Annotated in this window: 15 protein-coding genes and 1 pseudogene; 10 read left to right on the top strand and 6 right to left on the bottom strand. The window is 57.4% G+C overall.

Translation table 11 applies throughout. The features are described from left to right. Positions 1–87 precede the first annotated feature (87 nt). On the top strand, positions 88–1,188 hold the full coding sequence (locus ACUN0E_RS41240; RefSeq protein ID WP_445570540.1) for an IS5 family transposase: 1,101 nt from the start codon (positions 88–90) through the stop codon (positions 1,186–1,188). A gap of 147 nt (positions 1,189–1,335) precedes the next feature. Here the strand turns inward: ACUN0E_RS41240 and ACUN0E_RS41235 are convergent, their stop codons facing one another. Then, positions 1,336–2,418 carry an IS630 family transposase gene (locus ACUN0E_RS41235; RefSeq protein WP_445565654.1) on the bottom strand — a complete coding sequence of 361 codons (1,083 nt, stop codon included), beginning with the start codon at positions 2,416–2,418 and terminating at the stop codon, positions 1,336–1,338. Between the two features lie 259 nt (positions 2,419–2,677). Between ACUN0E_RS41235 and ACUN0E_RS41230 the strand changes: the two are divergent. From ACUN0E_RS41230 to ACUN0E_RS41205, 6 genes and pseudogenes are all read left to right on the top strand, one after another. Beyond that, a pseudogene (locus ACUN0E_RS41230) lies at positions 2,678–5,480 on the top strand (type VI secretion system Vgr family protein). After that, positions 5,477–6,985 (top strand): hypothetical protein, encoded by a 1,509-nt coding sequence (locus ACUN0E_RS41225; protein WP_445570170.1) that lies wholly within the window; start codon positions 5,477–5,479, stop codon positions 6,983–6,985. Before ACUN0E_RS41230 ends, ACUN0E_RS41225 begins: the two are co-directional and overlap by 4 nt. A gap of 23 nt (positions 6,986–7,008) precedes the next feature. Further along, complete coding sequence (locus ACUN0E_RS41220) at positions 7,009–8,031, top strand: pentapeptide repeat-containing protein (RefSeq protein ID WP_408239298.1); 1,023 nt, start codon at positions 7,009–7,011, stop codon at positions 8,029–8,031. Positions 8,032–8,389: 358 nt separating this feature from the next. After that, positions 8,390–9,442, top strand: coding sequence for a pentapeptide repeat-containing protein (locus tag ACUN0E_RS41215; RefSeq protein ID WP_445570169.1), 1,053 nt, complete (start codon positions 8,390–8,392; stop codon positions 9,440–9,442). A gap of 28 nt (positions 9,443–9,470) precedes the next feature. Next, positions 9,471–10,187 carry a hypothetical protein gene (locus tag ACUN0E_RS41210; protein ID WP_408393436.1) on the top strand — a complete coding sequence of 239 codons (717 nt, stop codon included), beginning with the start codon at positions 9,471–9,473 and terminating at the stop codon, positions 10,185–10,187. Positions 10,188–10,443: 256 nt separating this feature from the next. Beyond that, positions 10,444–10,614 carry a hypothetical protein gene (locus ACUN0E_RS41205; protein ID WP_445565191.1) on the top strand — a complete coding sequence of 57 codons (171 nt, stop codon included), beginning with the start codon at positions 10,444–10,446 and terminating at the stop codon, positions 10,612–10,614. A 109-nt stretch (positions 10,615–10,723) separates the two neighbouring features. Here the strand turns inward: ACUN0E_RS41205 and tnpC are convergent, their stop codons facing one another. Next, on the bottom strand, positions 10,724–12,274 hold the full coding sequence (tnpC, locus tag ACUN0E_RS41200) for an IS66 family transposase (RefSeq protein WP_445565192.1): 1,551 nt from the start codon (positions 12,272–12,274) through the stop codon (positions 10,724–10,726). A gap of 30 nt (positions 12,275–12,304) precedes the next feature. Continuing rightward, entirely contained in the window at positions 12,305–12,469 is a 165-nt protein-coding gene (tnpB, locus tag ACUN0E_RS41195) for an IS66 family insertion sequence element accessory protein TnpB (protein WP_445570338.1), read from the bottom strand. Between tnpB (ACUN0E_RS41195) and ACUN0E_RS41190 the strand changes: the two genes are divergently transcribed. From ACUN0E_RS41190 to ACUN0E_RS41180, 3 genes are all read left to right on the top strand, one after another. Beyond that, positions 12,454–12,765 (top strand): DUF5372 family protein, encoded by a 312-nt coding sequence (locus ACUN0E_RS41190; protein ID WP_445570450.1) that lies wholly within the window; start codon positions 12,454–12,456, stop codon positions 12,763–12,765. The two genes, tnpB (ACUN0E_RS41195) and ACUN0E_RS41190, sit on opposite strands and share 16 nt — an antisense overlap. A 183-nt stretch (positions 12,766–12,948) precedes the next feature. Next, positions 12,949–13,416: a helix-turn-helix domain-containing protein gene (locus ACUN0E_RS41185; RefSeq protein WP_445565193.1), complete on the top strand. Its 468-nt coding sequence runs from the start codon at positions 12,949–12,951 to the stop codon at positions 13,414–13,416. A gap of 286 nt (positions 13,417–13,702) precedes the next feature. Beyond that, positions 13,703–15,820 (top strand): recombinase family protein, encoded by a 2,118-nt coding sequence (locus ACUN0E_RS41180; protein ID WP_445567274.1) that lies wholly within the window; start codon positions 13,703–13,705, stop codon positions 15,818–15,820. On the opposite strand, the gene tnpB (ACUN0E_RS41175) is transcribed toward ACUN0E_RS41180, so the two are convergent. The 3 genes from tnpB (ACUN0E_RS41175) to ACUN0E_RS41165 all read right to left on the bottom strand — a co-directional run bounded on the left by tnpB (ACUN0E_RS41175) (position 15,782) and on the right by ACUN0E_RS41165 (position 18,299). Further along, positions 15,782–16,036, bottom strand: coding sequence for an IS66 family insertion sequence element accessory protein TnpB (gene tnpB / locus ACUN0E_RS41175; protein WP_445565195.1), 255 nt, complete (start codon positions 16,034–16,036; stop codon positions 15,782–15,784). The two genes, ACUN0E_RS41180 and tnpB (ACUN0E_RS41175), sit on opposite strands and share 39 nt — an antisense overlap. Continuing rightward, the gene (gene tnpA / locus ACUN0E_RS41170; RefSeq protein ID WP_445565196.1) at positions 16,033–16,467 is read right to left on the bottom strand and encodes an IS66-like element accessory protein TnpA; all 435 of its coding nucleotides are present in this window, start codon (positions 16,465–16,467) and stop codon (positions 16,033–16,035) included. The genes tnpB (ACUN0E_RS41175) and tnpA overlap by 4 nt, the downstream gene beginning before the upstream one ends. Before the next feature lie 350 nt (positions 16,468–16,817). Beyond that, a complete protein-coding gene (locus ACUN0E_RS41165; RefSeq protein WP_445570168.1) occupies positions 16,818–18,299 on the bottom strand; it encodes a reverse transcriptase family protein in 1,482 nt (493 codons plus the stop codon). Positions 18,300–18,583 lie beyond the last annotated feature (284 nt).

The following is an 18,583-nucleotide window of genomic DNA, read 5'->3' as shown; positions in this document are numbered from 1 at the left end:
GGCCGGTGAAATACCTCGCGGAACGGTCATCCGGGACGCAGGTGTAAACGTTGAACTGATGTCATCAATGAGAGCGAGATGGAACGGATGCGTGGGCCAGATGGTTTTACCGAGTCAATGTTCACCGTGTTGAAGCTGGATGATTTCGTGCCGAAGGACCATCCGTTGCGTCCGATTCGCAGTTGGCTCAATGACGCGCTCAAGCGCATGGACGACGTTTTCGCGCGGATGTACGAAGCTGACGCGAAAGGTGGCCGGCCGAGCATCGCGCCGGAGAAGCTGGTGCGAGCTCTTTTGCTGCAGGTGCTGTACTCAGTTCGTAGCGAGCGCATGCTGGTGGAACAGATTTCCTACAACATGTTGTTCCGCTGGTTCGTCGGCCTGCCGATGGACGGGACCGTGTGGGACCACTCGACGTTCAGCAAGAACCGCGACCGGTTGCTCGAACACGATGTGCTGGTGTTGCTCTTCAACGAGACAGTCGAGACCGCGCGCGAGCGCGGATATCTTTCTGGAGAGCACTTTAGCGTTGACGGCACGTTGATTCAGGCATGGGCCGGGCACAAGAGCTTTGTGCCCAAGGCAAGTCCGGACAAAGACGACACGCCTCCTGACGAACCGCCCGCGCCGAATGACAACTGGCACGGACAGAAGCGCAGTAACGAGACGCACCAATCCACGACGGACGAGCAGGCGCGCCTGTTTCGCAAGAGCAAAGGAACCGGAGCGATGCTCTGTTACATGGGCCACGTGCTGACCGACAACCGGCATGGCCTGGTGGTCAACGCACAGGTGACGCTGGCGACGGGCACCGCCGAGCGCGACGCGGCCGGGCGGATGCTTGCTGATGCCGCAAGTGTTGCACCGGGCGCCATCACGGTCGGGGCGGACAAGAACTACGACACCGCCGGCTTCGTGGCCAGTTGTCGAGCGAACCGTGTAACGCCGCATGTGGCACAAAACGATGGGCGTCCAGGCGGTTCAGCAATTGACGAGCGAACTACGCGCTGGCCGGGCTACGCGGTCAGCCAGCAAAAACGTAAGCGCATTGAGCAGGTGTTCGGATGGGGCAAGACAGTCGGACGAATTCGACAAGCGATGTATCGAGGACTTGAACGCGTAGACCAGCTCTTCGTGTTGACGCAGGTCGGCTACAACCTGACGCGTATGCGCACACTTTCCGGTTGAGGAGCAGGAAGTAATGGATAACACCGATATGATGAACCCGCGAGCAACGTCGAATGCCCGCAAACGTGTTCCGCGTTTCAAAAATGCGAACCGAGCATCCGTCGTAATGCACCTGAGCGCATCAACGACGGATATTTCAACGGCCTGCTAGTATTCTGTCCCAGAAATAACTTTGCATAACCGAGCCACTTTCCGGAGAATGGAATCGGCTGTCGCGGTCCAGACGAAAGCCCGCTTGTGCTCGTTGTATTGCTCGATGTAACGCTCGATGTCGGCAATGAGTTGGCGCACGTTCCTGAACGACCCTCGACGGATCGCCTGCTGCGTAATCAGGCCAAACCAGCGTTCAACCTGATTGAGCCAGCTCGAGTAGGTCGGCGTGAAATGCATGTGGTAGCGCGTGTGCCTGGCCAGCCATGCCTTGACCTTCGGATGCTTGTGTGTCGCATAGTTATCGACAATCAGATGCACATCGAGATTGGCCGGCACCGCCAGGTCAATATGCCTGAGAAACGCCAGAAATTCCTGATGCCGGTGGCGCGGCTTGCATTGCGCAATGACTTCCCCTGTTGCAGTGTTGAGCGCAGCGAACAGGGTCGTGGTGCCATGCCGGACGTAATCATGCGTCACCCCTTCGAGATAGCCTAACCCCATCGGCAACATCGGCTGCGTACGCTCCAGCGCCTGGCACTGGCTCTTCTCGTCCACGCACAGCACCAGGGCATTGATCGGTGGGCTCAGGTACAGCCCGACAATATCGCGCACCTTCTCGACGAAGTACGGATCGGTAGACAGTTTGAAGCTCTTTGAACGATGGGGCTGCACACCGAACAGCGATAGATATCGGGCCACCGAACTCTTTGAAATCCCTGTCTGCGCAGCAGCGGAACGCACGCTCCAGTGCGTCGCCCCGTTCGGCTTCTCATGCAGTACCCTGGCGAGCAGTTCCGCTACCACCTCATCGTCATGTGTGCGCGGGCGGCCCGGGCGGGCTTCATCATGCAGGCCGGCAAGCCCGTGCGCGACAAACCGCTTCTTCCAGTGTGTGATCGCCGGTGGCGTCACTTCGCACTGCATCGCAATTTCCTGGCTCGTATGGCCATCAGCCGCCATCAAAACAATCTTTGCACGACGGACCAGAGAATGAGGCAGCGAACGTGAGCGGCTCATTGACAGCAATTGCTCTCGTTCCAGTTCCGACACCACAACCTCGATTCCCTTGCGTCCCATGGTCGCCTCCTGTTCTCCCGGATTTGATCATAGAACAATCGAAATTTACGACAAGTTATTTCTGGGACAGAATACTAGTCCAGATTGGGTGAAAAGATGACTTGGAAATTCGCCTGCAACACTATTTATATGCGTGTCACATATATATTTTAAATTCCGACAAGTGCGATGCGTATTAGTATTGGCTGACTGATTGACATGAATTTTTGTAGAACCGCGCGAACGGTGGTAGCTCGATCAGCTAACAAGATGAGGCCGTATGGAAGCGCAGGACATAATCGGCGTAATTGCGGGTGGACTCGCCCAGACTGATCGCCTTCTGAAACTGGATAGTCCGTTGGGGAATAATGTTTTGCTCCCCCAGCGGATTGTCGGCTGTTCACGAATTGGCCGTCATTACGAGTTCATCGCTGATGTTGTTTCTACGTCCGGCACAATAGAACTCAAGACACTGATTGCCCAGTCAGTCACGTTGTGGATCCAGCAGACGGACCAATCCTACCTGCCCCATCACGGCTACGTGCACACGGCTCGCCGGCTCGGGTCGGATAGCGCGCTCACAAGCTACCAGATCGGCTTTGCGTCGTGGATGCATTTCCTGCGGTTTCGCAAGGATGCGCGAATCTGGCAAGACAGACCAGCTGACGAAATTCTGACGGATGTTTTCAACATGCATCCCCAGGCCCAAGGCGCATTTCGTTTTGCTTTAAGTAAACCTCTGCCCTCACGTTCGTTCTGCATGCAGTATGAGGACGACTGGAATTTCGTTCATCGGCTGATGGAAAGCGAAGGGTTGTTCGGATACGTCGAGCAGGCTAGCGACGGTAAATCTCACACGTTTGTCGTGACAGATAGTCTGGATACCTTCCCGCCGCTTTCGCCGCAGACAGTGCAGTTCTATCGAGCTGGCACAAACAGCGAAACCGATGCCCTGGTTCAGTGGTCGGGTACGCGAACCCGTGCAAAGCACGACGCTGACTACCCGTACTTTCGATTACAAGGCCCCCACTGATCCAGCGAATCCGAAGGGCACCAACATCCCCACGCTTGCCACTCAAGGAAACCTGCCGCAACAAGCCGAAGTGTACGAATACACCGGCGCCTACACCTACGGCGATCAAGACCGTGGTGTTGCGCTGTCGGGAATCCGGATGGAAGAGTGGGAATCGCGCGCAAAGCGCTTCTTCGGCGCAGGCGGCGTGAGGCAGGCGGATGCCGGGCAATGGTTTGAACTGGTTGATCACCCCACGGATAGTGACCAGAACCGACAGTTCGCTGTTATTGAAACCTCGTGGTCCATAGAAAACAATCTGCCGGTGTCGAGCCTGTCGACAGATTTCCCGCACAGTCTGAAAGACAGACTGGCAACGATCAAAGCGAATCACGCAAGTACAACAAGCGCGGTGAACGTTGCGTCCGCAGATGGCAGCGAAGGCTTCTTCCTTGTTGAAATCGAAGCACAGCGCAAGATCGTGCCTTTTCGCAGCCCGTTTGAACATCACAAGCCGGAAATGCATTTGCAGTCGGCAATTGTTGTCGGACCGGCAAACGAAGAGGTCTATACCGACCAGCTCAATCGTATCAAGGTGCGTTTTCATTGGGACCGAGTCAATGAGGGCGATGAAAAAGCGTCGTGCTGGGTGCGGGTCGCCATGTCCGATACGGGTGGCGGCTACGGCGGCGTACACGTACCGAGAGTCGGAGAAGAGGACCTGATTAGCTGGGCTGACGGCGATTGCGACAGGCCGCTTGTAACGGGCCGTGTCTACAACAGCCAAACGCAACCTCACTGGCATTCCACTGGCCTGCTTTCGGGATACAAGTCGAAGGAATATCAAGGCAGCGGCTACAACCAGATGGTGATGGATGACGCGACGGGTCAGAATCGCGTTCAACTCAATTCAACCAGTACCAACGCGCAATTGCATTTAGGCTACCTGATCGACCAATCTGGGAACGCCAGAGGAAGCTATCTGGGCAGCGGCTTCGATCTGAAGTCTGACGCATTTGGTGCCCTCCGTGCAGGTCGCGGTCTGTATGTCACAACCTATCCTGCGGCCAGCCAGCCGCTAGATGCGCGCGAGGCGAGATCGCAACTGGTCAATTCAGAAAGCGTGCTTGAAGCGATGTCCGGTGCCAGCACCACGCATCAGGCCGAAAGTCTCAAAGATGGCTACGATTCGCTGATGGCATTCACCGACGCGACACAGAATAGTATTTCCGGAAACGCCTCGGGCGGAAACACGGCCGGTGGCGGAACTGGAAACGCAAATGCGTTCAAGGAGCCCATCATCCTAATGGGCAGCCCTTCCGGTATCGCATTGTCCACGCAGAAATCCGTTCACCTTGCTAGCGATGCACAGACGAACCTCGTAAGCGGTCAGAGCACCTATATCGCGACCGGTAAGTCGCTGATTGCGAGCGTTACCGAAAAGATCAGCCTGTTTGTCCAGAACGCCGGTATGAAGTTGTTTGCAGCGAAAGGCAAAGTCGAGGTTCAGGCGCAATCGGACGCTATCGAAGTGACGAGCCAAAAGAGCATCAAACTCGTCGCCGCAACAGAAAACATTGAAGCGATGGCAAAAGACGAAATCCTCCTCACGTCGGGAGGCGCGTATATCCGTTTGAAGGGCGGCAACATCGAAATTCATGCGCCGGGAAAGATCGATGTCAAGGGCGCAGAGCATGCCTTCGCCGGGCCGGCTAGCACGAACGTCGTCATGCCACATTTACCGCAAGGCGAGCCGGCTCCAACGGACCTGGAATTTCGTTTGGTCGATCCATACGGGCGCGCTAGTCCCGGCGTCGAATATAAAACGACCTTGAGCGATGGCAGCGTGAAAACAGGTGCACTGGATGCCGACGGCTACGCGAAGATCAGTGGCGTGCCGACAGGCGCCAGCGCGAAAGTCCAATATCTGACGGACAAGAATCCGCCCACGTCTGAAGTGGGTATCAAAGCGGACTCCGACTGGAATCAGTTCATGGGGATCAATGTCACGCCCAAGCCTGTGGTCAACGATTCCAACTCTAACGATAGCGATCCGAATACAACAGCATGAGCGATTCATCGAGCAACGGCCTATTGGATAGGATCTGGGAAGAAGTTGTCGGCGATGCGGCCGCCAGCCTCAATTGGCTGAAGGATCTCCTGTTTGGTGAGTTCGTTCCCGACCGTCCATTCTCAGTGATCGTGGCAGAGATGCTGGCGAACTTCGTGCCGGGCGTCATCATCTTCACCAGTGCGCGCGACGCGGTTGCCATCATCATTCGCCTTGCCACGCATCCTGAACGGCGCGAACAGGTTTCCGAATGGATTTTGCTGTGCGCATGCCTGATCGCACTGGCATTGCCGCTGGTAATGGCCGCTGCCGGCGCGGCAGCAGCGGGTGTCGGAGCGATTGTCACCGGCATCATGGGGGACGAACTAGCCGCCACGTTGCGCGCTTCGATGCTGATGCTGATCGAGGAATCGGGGAAGCTGGCCGAGATGGTTCGCTTCCTCAATAAATTCGTCAAAGGCAACATCCTTCAGTTTCTGGAGGACGTGAAGTTTGCCAAATACGAAAAGTCACTGCTGGAAATCCTTGAGCAGACTACGGGCAAGCTGATCGGCATCGTGCAGCAAGTCCGAGGTAAGCTGATGAACGCCCGGATACTCAGCGTCAGGATTGCGGATCATCTGGAGTCGGTTCAAAACTTGATCAACAAACTGTCGATGTGGGAGCAGCGGTTTTACGCGGTGCAGCAGGAAGGGGTCAAACAGATCCCGAGGGCGGTGGCGGAATTGCAGCAGCGGCTCGACAAATTGCTGATGCAGGAGGCACCGAAGGAGAGCCACATGGTTTCCGCAGGGGTGACGGCGAATAAGCCTCCGCCTGTCGCGCCGCTCAGGCAGGAAATCAATGACACGCCCGGCGCGGCCATTCGCAAGCATGAAGGGGCAGGCAACGCTGGCGCTGATGGACACGCGACGAGCGGTGGTGCTTCGGCGCGAAAAGACAAACCAGATGTGCCGCCGGCGCCGGACGGACGGCCGAATGTGAAAATCGAGGAAGTGCATAGCCTAGGCGAAGACTATGCGTTGGTGAATGGGTTAAAAGTCAAACCGGTTCTTTACGAGAGACTATTCCATGGCGCGGACAGGGCCACGTTGGGGGTCGGTGCGGAGACGCCGGCCAAGGAAGTCGCGGCGAAGATTTATGCCGAAGGTTTGCCCGGAAGAGGCGACAATATTGATTTGATTCAGCATGCTGCGAACGCGCCTGATCGAGCTTTTCGCGGGACAACGGAGGTGATGCTGACGCAAGATAGGGAGGCCGGCGCAATGTTGTGGGCAGACGAAGGCGGCTTTGTGATTCAGCTGCAAAATGTGAAAGGCTATGACGTCAATGCTGCGCTTGAAGGCCGCGTTCTGAAACCTGATGGCAGCTTTGGTGGCAACGCGGTTCATGGGGAAATAGAGATTGCGGTGCCGGGCAGAATCAAGCCCGAACAGGTGAATAAAGTGTTTGAGGTCATCACAGATAGTCGTGGCCGCCTGAAAGCCGTTGAACTGGACAGGTAACTAAGGTTTGTTAAGGGGTCAGTATGTCGCCTGATGATATTGAGTTGCAAAAATTGCACACGCGATGGAGTGACGGGAAATATAAGGCAGTCCTTGAGGCACTCGAGAGTGTTTTGCCGCAGGAACAGTGGATGGATACGTGCGACGCCATCATCCATCCATTTGACAAGAAGCTAGCAAATGACTTGCGAGGGATCAGAATATCCGGGAAAGATCTAAAGAATCTGGACCTAGGAAGCAGTCTCCTTGATTTCGCAAATTTTGACCACTGCGAATTCAATGAAGCCCATTTTCAGTGGTCGATTTTGACGAGTGCATCGTTTAGAGGCTGTAAATTTCATTCGGTGCAGATGATACCGATCTTTGGCGAGCAAATCGATTTCTCCCGTTCGGAGTTCAATAGGTCCCATATTGATCATGCACAGATAGAAAATTGCAATTTCTCGCATATCGTGATGCGAGGTGGCAATTTGAATCAGTCGAAGATAGCGGGTAGCGATTTTTCTGATGCGCTGATCGAAAAAGGGGACTTCAGCTGGAACGTTGCGCAACGTTGCAACTTCTCAGGTGTCAGATTCGTTGATTGCGATTTAAGAGCGTCGCAGGTGAGCGAAGGGAATCTGACCGATGCCTCCTTCGACAATTGCGACTTGCGTGGTATGGATTTCCGAAGGGTGAAGCTCAACGGGGCGCGCTTTCGTGGCGGCACCTTTGGGGATGTGCATCAAGGCTCTGTGATACGAACGAAGTTTGACGATACCCCGGAGGCGCGGCGAGTGGTTGCCATGAGCAACACAGGGAAGCAGGATTGCATTGAATGGTGCTCCCTGGTTCCGGACACGAATGCTCCCGTGCTTCCATCCTCTTCGTCCAGACTGAAAGGTAATCCGGGGGAACTCGTGCCTCAAAGCGGCTGGTGGATGAGCCCTGCCTTAGGGAGCGAACAAGGCCGACGTTATTTCGAAGCTGGGCAAAAATTCCCCGACACAGAAATGACTGATTGGGGGCGCGTGATCTGGAGTTACAGCCCTAACGACCAACTATAACTTCTGGAGCGCTATGAAATCCGCGCCAATGCATGACATGAGTAAAGATATCCCAATGCTGGGTGGCAAGTAATCGGTTGAACACGCCGGGGGCCGTTTTGGGGAGGCGTAGCCGGTATCCGTGTAACTGCGAGAAATGCCAGCCTCCGCCTCAGCACCATACTGTGGACGCTGGCGCAGACATGCGCGAACGACTGAAACTGGCCGCACGCAGCCGGATGCAATTGGCATAGGACGACCAGTTGGAGACAGTCTCCGCTTTGCAAAACAGACATTAATTTAAACCGGAACAGGTTCAGCGGGCCTATGAGGTGGTTACGAATAGCCGCGGCCGCTTGATGCCAGTGCCAATGGACAGGTGATTTTGAAGGAATTGAGGGAGAGTATGTTGTCTAATGGTTCAGAGTTACGGCAATTGAGCGATCGATGGAGTGATGGGAAGTATAAAGCCGTGCTTGAGGCGCTTGAGAATGTGTTGCCGCAAGATGAATGGATGGACATGTGCGATACCATCGTTCATCCAGCCGACAAGAAATTGGCCAATGATTTGCGCGGGATAAGTTTGTGCGAGAAAGATCTAAAAAATCTGGATATAAGCAGCAGCTTTCTTGATTTCGCAGTTTTCGATCGCAGCAGTTTTGATGGGGCGCAATTCCAAGGGTCCCTCATGAGCGGGGCGTCCTTTAGGGTGTGTAAATTCCGTTCGGCGCAGCTGATCATAATTTCCGGCGAAGAGATTGATTTTAGCCACGCCGAGTTCGAAAAATCTCATATTGACCATGCCCAGCTGAAGAGATCGAATTTCTCGCATGTCGCGATGCAGGGTGGGAATCTGACCAATTCAAATGTAACGAATAGCGACTTTTCGGCCGTGCTGGTTGAGAAGGGAAAAATTAGATGGAACGACGCACGGAATTGCAATTTTTCAGCCGCTCGATTTATTGACTGCGATCTTACTGGGTCGCAGCTTAATGAAGGGCGTTTGGTCGGGGCCGAGTTTCAGAATTGTGACTTGAGTGGTGTGGATTTCCGAGGGGCGATGCTGGAGAGGGTGCGCTTTGATGGCGGGACCTTTGGAAATGTGCCTCAAGGCTCGGTGATGGCCCAAACCAAATTCGATGACACGCCGGAGGCGCGCCGGGCGATTGCTTTGAGTAGTGCGGAGAAGCAAGATTGTATTGAATGGTGCTCCCTGGTTCCGGACACGAATGCGCCCGTGCTTGCATCCTTTTCGTCCAGGTTGAAGGGTAATCCGGGGGAAATCGTGCCGCAAAGCGGCTGGTGGGTGAGCCCGGCCTTAGGGGCCGAACAGGGCCGACGTTATTTCGAAGCTGGGCAAAAATTCCCCGACACGGAAATGACGGATTGGGGGCGCGTGATCTGGAGTTACAACCCTAACGACCAGGTGTAACTTCTGGGGCACGTATGAAGACATACCGATGAGCTCTGACCCGACCGCGCCGCAAGATCAGCCGCCTACCCGTACGACCGACAGGCGCATGCCGACCGAGGATCTGCCTTATCCACTAGGCCTGCGCCGTGTTGACGATCCGCCCGACGACAACCGCCTTTATGGGCTGCTGGGAGACCAGGCGGTGTTCGAGCACATCGGGCTTCGCCCTCGCATCAAGGCGACGACTTCAGACGAAGTAAGGGCTTTCGGCGGACGTCTCAACGACGAAATATTCTCAGGCTTAAAGAACGTGTTTGGCGAAATAACCGATATCGAAGTCGGACACACCCTCTCACCCGCGTCGATGACGACCGAAGCCGAATTTGCCACATTCGCTAGCCGGCGATGGGTTCCGCCAATTGACGACCCTGCGCATTTTTTCGCGTTCCGCTCGCGCGATGCCGAGTGGGCTGGCTTCCGGTGGCATCACGAAAGTTTCCGCTTTCGACGCGCGTCCCTCTTGGGCTTCGTAGTCGAATCAGCGATCCCGGCACGCTCGTCGGGATATTTCCAGGTGTCGGCCGTTTGCGTACTACGAGCAGAGCCGGGAATTCATGCCTGGCGCCGCAACGTCGAAGAAGCCACATTTTATTTCGGCGAGCGATGGACTGCCGAGGTCGCCTTCGAATTGCTCAGTGTTATGACCAACGTGGCGAATTTTCTGGGAACGACGTTGACGGCGAGTCAGTTTATGGACGTTTGATCTCGCGAATACCGCCGAGCGAGCGTAAGCGCCTCGCCTGGACCGTTCGGTTTTTCCTGGACAACGCGATGTGAAGCGGGACATGCTATCTCCTTTGGGTATTTTGCGTTACCCGGTAACGAGTTCAGACATATCGTTACCGGGTAACAACGACGAGGGGAAACCGATGGCGCAAACAACAGCGGAGCGGCAGGCCGCCTTCCGGGCAAGGCGGGCGACAGCTGGAAACGATGGCAACGGGGAGCGGCGGCTTGATATGTGGGTGACCACTGAAGCCGATCTCGCGCTCGCACGGCTGGCACGCCGTTACTCGGTAACGAAACGTGAGATGCTGGAGCGGCTGGCAGTGCGGGCGGACGCGGCGATCGTGCGCAGGCTCGATCCGGACTCCGCAGAATGGGATACCTACTTCCAGGTGCCACGGTAGCCCTTCAGCGTTACCGGGTAACGGACCGGTGTCCCAGGTGCAGTCGGCTACCGGCTCAGCGCGTGTGAGCCGCTCCGGGCGATCGGGGCGTGCTGTCCACCGCTGTTGTTCAACCGGTCGGAACCGCAGGTTGGGGTGGATTTTGCAGGTCTGCGGCAACGCGCCAGGGCAGCAATTCGTCGACGCGGTTGATTGGATGATCGGCAATACAGGTCAGCACGTGGCACAGGTAAGCGCGCGGGTCGATGCCATTGAGTTTGCACGACGCGATCAACGAGTACATCGCCGCCGCCCGCTCGCCGCCGCTGTCGGAGCCGGCAAAGAGGAAGTTCTTTCGACCCAGGGCCACACAACGCAGCGCATTTTCGGCGATGTTGTTGTCTATCTCCACCGTGCCGTCGTCGCAATACAGCGTCAACGCATCCCACTGGTTGAGCGAGTAGTTGATCGCTTTGGCTGTGTCCGACTTGGCCGACAACGTCTTGAGCTTTGCCCTGAGCCACATGCCATAGTTTTCGAGCAAGGGTCTGGCCTGCGCCTGCCGCACACGCAGTCGCTCCGCTGGCAGCTTACCGCGGATGCCGGCCTCGATACCATAGAGCTCGCCAATGCATCTGAGCGCCTCGGTGGTCGTCTCTGATGGCGTGCGTACGTGAATGTCGTAGAGTTTGCGTCGCGCGTGCGCATGACACGCCGCTTCGCGAATCGAGCCATCCTTGAACAGCTCGTCGAAGCCGGCGTAAGCGTCCGCTTGCAGGATGCCGCTGAAGTCGGCCAGATGGCGCTGGGGATGCTCCCCGCGCCGGTTGGGCGAGTAGGCAAACCATGCCGCGGGGGATTCCTTCGAGCCAGCCCGACTATCATCGCGCACATAGACCCACAGCCGTCCGGTTCGGGTCTTTTTGTTGCCTGGCGCGAGCACGGGAATCGGCGTGTCATCCGCATGCAGCTTCGTGCCGGCCATCACATAGCGGCGCAACGCCTCCACCAGCGGATCGACCAGGGACTCGCACATGCCGACCCATCGGCCCATGCTCGCCGGGTCCAGCGTGACCTTGTCGCGTGCCGCAATCACCGACTGCCGGTACAGCGGCTGGTGATCCGCGTATTTGGCCACGAGAATGTCGGCAAGCAGGCTCGGGTGTGCGATACCGCGCTCGATCGGCAGGCTCGGCGCAGGCGGCTGCACGATGCGGCGGCAGCACGCGCAGACCTTCTTGCGCCGGATGGTACGGATGACCGTGAACGCTGCCGCGATGCGGCCAAGCTGTTCGGAGACGTCCTCGCCCAGCGGTTGCATCTGGCCGCCGCACTCGGGGCAAACCGGATCCGGCTCCAGCACATGCTCCTCGCGCGGCAGGTGTTCCGGCAGCGCCTCGCGCGAAGCACGGTTCGCGCTCGCCTTGCTGCTGCCGGCCTGCGCTTCGCGCGTCTCGGCCACGCCCCGGCTGCCGGTCAGGTCCTCCAGTCGGGTCTCAAGTTCCGCAATTTCCCGGTCCAGTTTCTCGGACTTGCGGCCGAACTGCATGCGCTTGAGTTTGTCGATTTGCGCCTTGAGCCGTTCGATTTCCAGATCCCGCTCGGCCAGGGACGCCCGCGCCTCGAGCAGCAAGGCCTTGAGTGCATCGATGTCATCAGGAAGGTCGCTGGCATCAGACATGCCACGCAGTTTACGCAGGTGCCGCGCGGTTTACAACATCGACAGTGGCTCAGCGGTGCGGCGTGGCTGCCGCCAGTCGATGCCTTCGAGCAGCATCGACAGCTGGGCGTGGGTCAGATGGATCTTGCCGCTATCGGCCTGCGGCCAAACGAAGCGGCCACGCTCGAGCCGCTTGTAACATAGCTCGGAATGCAGGCCTTGTTGCTACCTCGGCGCAGCTTGTCCGCATAACTCATCCCTTCCATCCCTTCAGTGGCCGGCAGCTCGTCTGCGTTGGCGAGCGCTATAACCGCTCCGGCAAGCGTCTCTTGCTGCGCATCGACGACAAGAGCTTCTGCTCTGTTCCCCCGAAGTGGACCGATATGAGCGAGCCTGATCCTGAGGTCACCATGGGGCAAGAACGTGCGCTGTTCACGGTAGCGGACTTGATGGAACTTGCTTGCCTCGTGACACGCCTCTCCTCGCAAAGGCGAGCTGATAGCGCCAATTAGCTGTAAGCCTAATTTTGCCGCTTATGTAATGTAATTATGCCGCACGTTCTTTCATTAACGCAGCCATAGTCGCAATACTATTCCGTAAAATTACGACTAAAGTCCATCTTTATTGACCTTGACAAGGCTTGCATTGCGGCATATTTTAATTACATATACTCTTTGAGTCATCTGGAGTTGAATGTGCCCACAACCATCGAACGCAAGCGCTCGAAGATCGACGTTCTCACAGAGGACGGCGCGTTGAATCCGATGCCGGAGAACGTCCTGGACCCCAAGTTTCAGGAAGGGAGTTTTTTTGACCCGCACGATGCCGTGCAGGTGAAGTACGAGATGTTGCGCCGCGTCTCCGTCGAGAAGGCATCGGTGACGTCGGTTTCCGACGAATACGGCGTCTCACGACCGACCTTTTATCAGGCCCGGATGGACTTCGAGGAAGGCGGGATCGCTGGACTGATGCCGAGGAAGCGGGGGCCGCATGGTCCACACAAGATCCAGGGTGATGTGTTGGCGTTTCTCAAGACACGGCTTGCCCCTGGAGAGCCGATTCGGGCACGCGAACTGGCAAGGCTGGTTCGCAAGGAATTTGGTCTCGATGTGCATCCAAGAACGATCGAACGTGCCTTCGGTGTAAAAAAAACGGCGGAATAACCAGAGCCGACGCCAGACCACCGACGCTTTCGCCCGCCGTCGTCGCGCAGTACGAGGTGATGCGTTCGGCCATGCTGGGGGAGGTTTTGCCTGCAGACGCCCGGCGTGGGCTCAACGTCTTTCTAAATCGAGGCATGTGGGCATGGGCATGCATGTCGGTCACTACCGGCACGCGCCCGGAACCGATTCCGACCCAATCCGCACCACATGCACGATCCTTCGAGCGCAACACCGTGGTTTACGCACTCGCAGGCATGGCCATGACATTCAATAAGTGGGGAACACTATGAACGCATCGCATAAAGTTCAACCTCATCACCTCGAGCGGGGTGCGTACCTTTACATTCGGCAGTCGTCGATGCGACAGGTCGTCGAGAACGTCGAGAGCACGAAACGGCAGTACGCCCTGCGTGGTCGTGCGACCGCGCTTGGTTGGCGCGATGACCAGATCATCACGATCGATAGCGATCAAGGTGAATCTGGAGCGTCGGCGTCCTGGCGGGAGGGGTTTCAACGGCTGGTTACTGATGTCGGCATGGGCCGGGCCGGCATCGTCATGGGCCTGGAGGTGTCACGCCTGGCGAGAAACAATGCCGACTGGCATCGCCTGCTGGAGATCTGCGCCCTCGCTGATACGCTGATTCTGGACGAAGACGGAGTATACGATCCGGCCAGCTTCAATGATCGGCTCCTGCTCGGGCTCAAGGGAACAATGAGCGAGGCCGAACTCCATGTTATCAAGGCCCGATTGCGTGGCGGAATCCTGAACAAGGCGCGCCGTGGCGAGTTTCGCTGTCGACTTCCGACAGGCTTCGTGTACGACGAACTCGGCAACGTGGTGCTTGACCCAGACTCGCAGGTCAGGGAGACAATCGCGTACTTCTTCGAGACGTTTTCACGGGTAGGCTCTGCCTGTCAGACAGTCAAGGTCTTCAAGAATGAGGGGCTTCTGTTTCCATCCCGCATGCGCAACGAGAAGCTGATAACCTTCCAGCCCCTCACCGCGTCGACCGCGCTCCGGACACTGAACAACCCGCGTTACGCAGGCACTTACTTCTATGGCCGGCGGTATTACCGGCGGACTGCTGATGGTAAGAGTCTGACTCGGAAGCGCGAACGTGACGACTGGCTAGCCTGCATCCCGGATGCCCATCCCGGGTACATCACACGGGAACAGTTTCAGCAGAATCTCGAGATTCTCAAGACCAATGGTCAAGGGTACGAGGTTGCGCGAGCGTCGCCGCCCAGGGAAGGCGCAGCCCTGCTACAGGGGCGCGCGGTTTGCGGGCTTTGCGGCCGGCACTTCCGGCTCCGGTACGCAACACGACGCGGACGACAGGAAGCGTGGTATATCTGCGATCGCGCACAAGGCACTCGTGGCGAACCCTGCTGCCAGTCGATTGCCGGAGCGCCTATAGATGAAGCGGTTGGTGCACTGGTCGCCGCCATGATGACTCCGGCCGCCGTTGAATTGGCGCTGGAGATTCGCAGAGAGATCGAAGCCCGCCACGACGAAGCAGACCGGTTGCGCCTTCGGGCCGTCGAACGCGCGCAGTACGAGGCTGATCTTGCACAGCGACGATTCATGCTGGTTGCCCCAGATAATCGTCTGGTCGCCGACACGCTCGAGCATGAATGGAACGACAAGTTACGCACGTTGGCCAACGCCAGGGAGGAAAGGGAGCGTAGCCAGCAGGAGGAACGTCTCGTGGTCGACGATGCAATCCGCGACCGACTCATCGCCATGACGACCGACTTCAAAACGCTCTGGCGTGACCAATCACTACCGAACCGTGAACGCAAGCGGCTACTCGCTTACATTATCGAGGATGTCACGCTGGTCAAACTGCCAGAAGAGGGAACAACCAGGATTCACGTCCGCTTCAAGGCTGGCAGGACTGAAACCCTGACGGCGCAGAATCCCCAAACCTCTGCACAACAGGTTAAGACCCGGCCAGAGGTCCTGGAACTCATCGACACGCTTCTCGACAGCCACATATGCTCCGAGATTGCTGACATCCTCAACAATCAGGGTATCCGCCCTGGTGGTTGTGTCCGGCCAGGTAAGGCCGACATCCGATTTACCGCGCTGCGCGTCGCATATCAGGCTCAGCGAAACGGGCTCCGCTCCCGTCGCGACAGACTGCGGGATCGTGGCATGTTGACGAGACTTGAGGCCGCCGCGCGGCTTGGAATCCATGAAGCCACGCTCGTCAGATGGGTGGAACACGGCATCGTCACCAAACACGCCTATAACGATTATGCGCATCTCTACGAAGTCCCCGATTCGAACCCACCGGTGAAGCATAGTAGTCGATGGGACCGGCTCGCTGACCGCGTAGCTGCGGTGCAGGCGACGAAAGAATCAAAACCCTCTCATCCAACCAAAGGAGTTGTAGTATGAAGCCAGATAGTTTGCAAGCAGCCATAGCCCGTCGCTGGTAGCCCAAAGAATTTTTACCAGGTCGCCGCGACGGCCGCGGAAGATGAACACGTGACCGCCCAGCGGATTCTCCTCAAGCGCCGTCTGTACCTTGGCGGCCAGGCCCTGGAAGCCGCAGCGCATGTCGGTCACCCCTGCTGCGATCCAGATACGTGTGCCCGCCGGCAGGCCGATCATCGCGACAGCTCACGGATCAACAGACGTAGCGTGGCGGGCGAGACCTCGCCGCGGATCCGCAGACACGCATTGCTGAACACCACCTCGCACACGCTCTCAACCACGGTGTTCACGCCCCCCGCGTCGCGCACCGTCACCGGGGTCGATTCGGCGGTGTCGGCGACAATGCTCACCGGCAACAGCGGCGCACTCTCCCGGGCAGGATCGGATATCGTGGGGTTGGGAAGCGACGGGATGCCGTAGGCACCTTGCAGATACTGCCGTCGCCATTTGAACAGCAAATTCGCATTAACCTCGTTGGCACGCGCAATCAACGCTACCGAGGCACCTGGCTCAAGTGACTGCTCTACCAGGCGCCGTTTGAACTCCGTAGGGAAATTCGGTCGCTTATATGCGCCACCGGCTGCGCGCGCCTTCAATGTATTGTCCACTTTGGTGTCCGCAATAATTTGGTGGACACCAAATTACCCAAACCCTCAATCCGCTGTCCATAACGGCCCAGACGAGCCGCTTACGAGCGAGCGCGTGGGCGACGCGGAGGGAATCAGTCGAAGCGGCCACGCCGTTAAGGACGAAGGCGCAACCACGCCATCACCCTGAAACACAACCAGTTGCTGAGCACGGCGCCGATGGGAACGATTGGTAGCGCGTGGCCGTGAACGCCGCTAGCGAATAGCCCGACGGCAGTTGCGATCGTCGCGACGAGCGGGAGCAGGAACAGACAGACTCCACGGGTAGCGGTCGAAGCGTTCAACATCGCAAGGATCGCGGCGATCGGACCTCACATGCGTGGTTCTGCTCCGGCATCGCTATCTTCATCCCACACGATCCGCTCGAAAATCGCTTTCAGCTTGGTGCCTCTCGTCGCATTCAGCATCGCAGCGTGCGCGACGCGACCCATGAGATGAGCTCGATAGTCGGAATAATTGTCGCGATTCTGTGAAGCCGCTCCAAGTCGAACGCAATTCGTCAGCACCGCCTTCAAAGCATCAAACTCAGTCCGCGCAAGATTCGGATGACTGTTCACCACCACCCCAGCCAGATGCTGCCTCGCCCCCCGCCGCATCACCCGCGTCTTCCTTAAATTAACCGCAAACCCTTCTTCAATAGCAATCGCCGCCACGCGAATTTCAACCCGCTGAGCCATCCGCGCGAGAGCGTCACCACCGGAAAACGCCAGGTCATCGGCATACCGCGTGTACGTCGCACCTAACGAACGCGCCAACCCAGCCAACCTCAGATCCAACCGAAACGCACACAAATTCGCCAACGCCGGGGAAGTAGGCGCCCCTTGCGGCAAATGCCGGCTCCGATACCGCTGCCGCTCCAACCAATCGATCTTGTCGCGCACATCCGGCGCCAGCAACCTGCCACTCGGCACACGATTGGTACACAGCGCAGTCAGCGCTCGGGAAACCTCCAAGGGATAACCCAAAGCACGTATCGTGGAGTAAACACGTCCCTCATGCACCGACGCAAAGAAATCCGTCAGATCGAAGCGAATCACAAGCGCCTTCCCAGCATGAGGCGCCGCGAACGTAACCGTATTCCGTCCACGTCGAAAACCATGCACCGCATCGTGAGCAGGAATTCGATCGAGTAAGCCATGCAGCACTTTTCTCTGCAAAGCCCGCAAGCGCGATTTGGGCACTTCGATGATCCGACACCGACCGTCGCGTTTCTCGATCGCCTTGTACGAATAGTGATGAAGCGGTGTCGCCGCACTCTGCGCTTGCACACGCCAGCGATCGGCAAACCAGTCCAGTTCGTTTGACTCGATTTCCAACCACGCGGCCAGATCGCCGAGCGTCGGCAACTGCGGTAGCGCCACGTCATGCAACCAGGGTGGAGGCGGCCGCTGAACAGGAGGGCGAGGCAACATACGAACAACCCTCGGCCGGCTTTCACTCCTCCATGCCGAAACAAAACCCGTGTTCTCAGCCACGACCTTCGACAATTCTTTACTGTCGACGCTGTCCCAACGCGCGCCAAATCGCTTCTCGACCCCACGCGACAATCCATTCATCCAATCCGAGCGTTCACCCAATACGAGCGTCATCCGCTCGATTATCGCGACGGCGTCGGGCGGTCCGGCCAACATGGCATCGGCGATCGCGTAGGTGACGAATTGCAGAGAAGATAAGGGCATAGAGCAAAGAGAGGAGCGGGGCGGCCAGTCAACGCGTCTTGTGCTGCGTGAGCTCCTTTGCGCAACGCGCAACTGACGCTCATGCGACGAACTGCGGAGGTCTTTCTGATCCACGGGGTAGCCCCGTAGTGCCTGGAACGAATACTGCCCGTACCTTGGCAAGCTTGACCAGCCGACCCGCGGGTCGAAGATAAGCGACGCGGCTAAGTGTTGTCAACGCATCTGCAGTACGAATCAATTCTGCAATAAAGTGTTGCCGAGGCACCTGATTGATCCAGAAGGCACGATAACTCACAGTCAGCGACGGGCAGCAGCAAAATCGGCAATAGGCGAGGATACGGTCTCACCATTGCACAGGCGGTATCCGATAAGTGCGACAACCTATTCTGATTTGACTT

Source organism: Paraburkholderia sp. D1E (assembly GCF_052682275.1).
The sequence above is the reverse complement of the archived record's forward strand: the minus strand, read 5'-3'. Positions and strand labels throughout refer to the sequence as shown.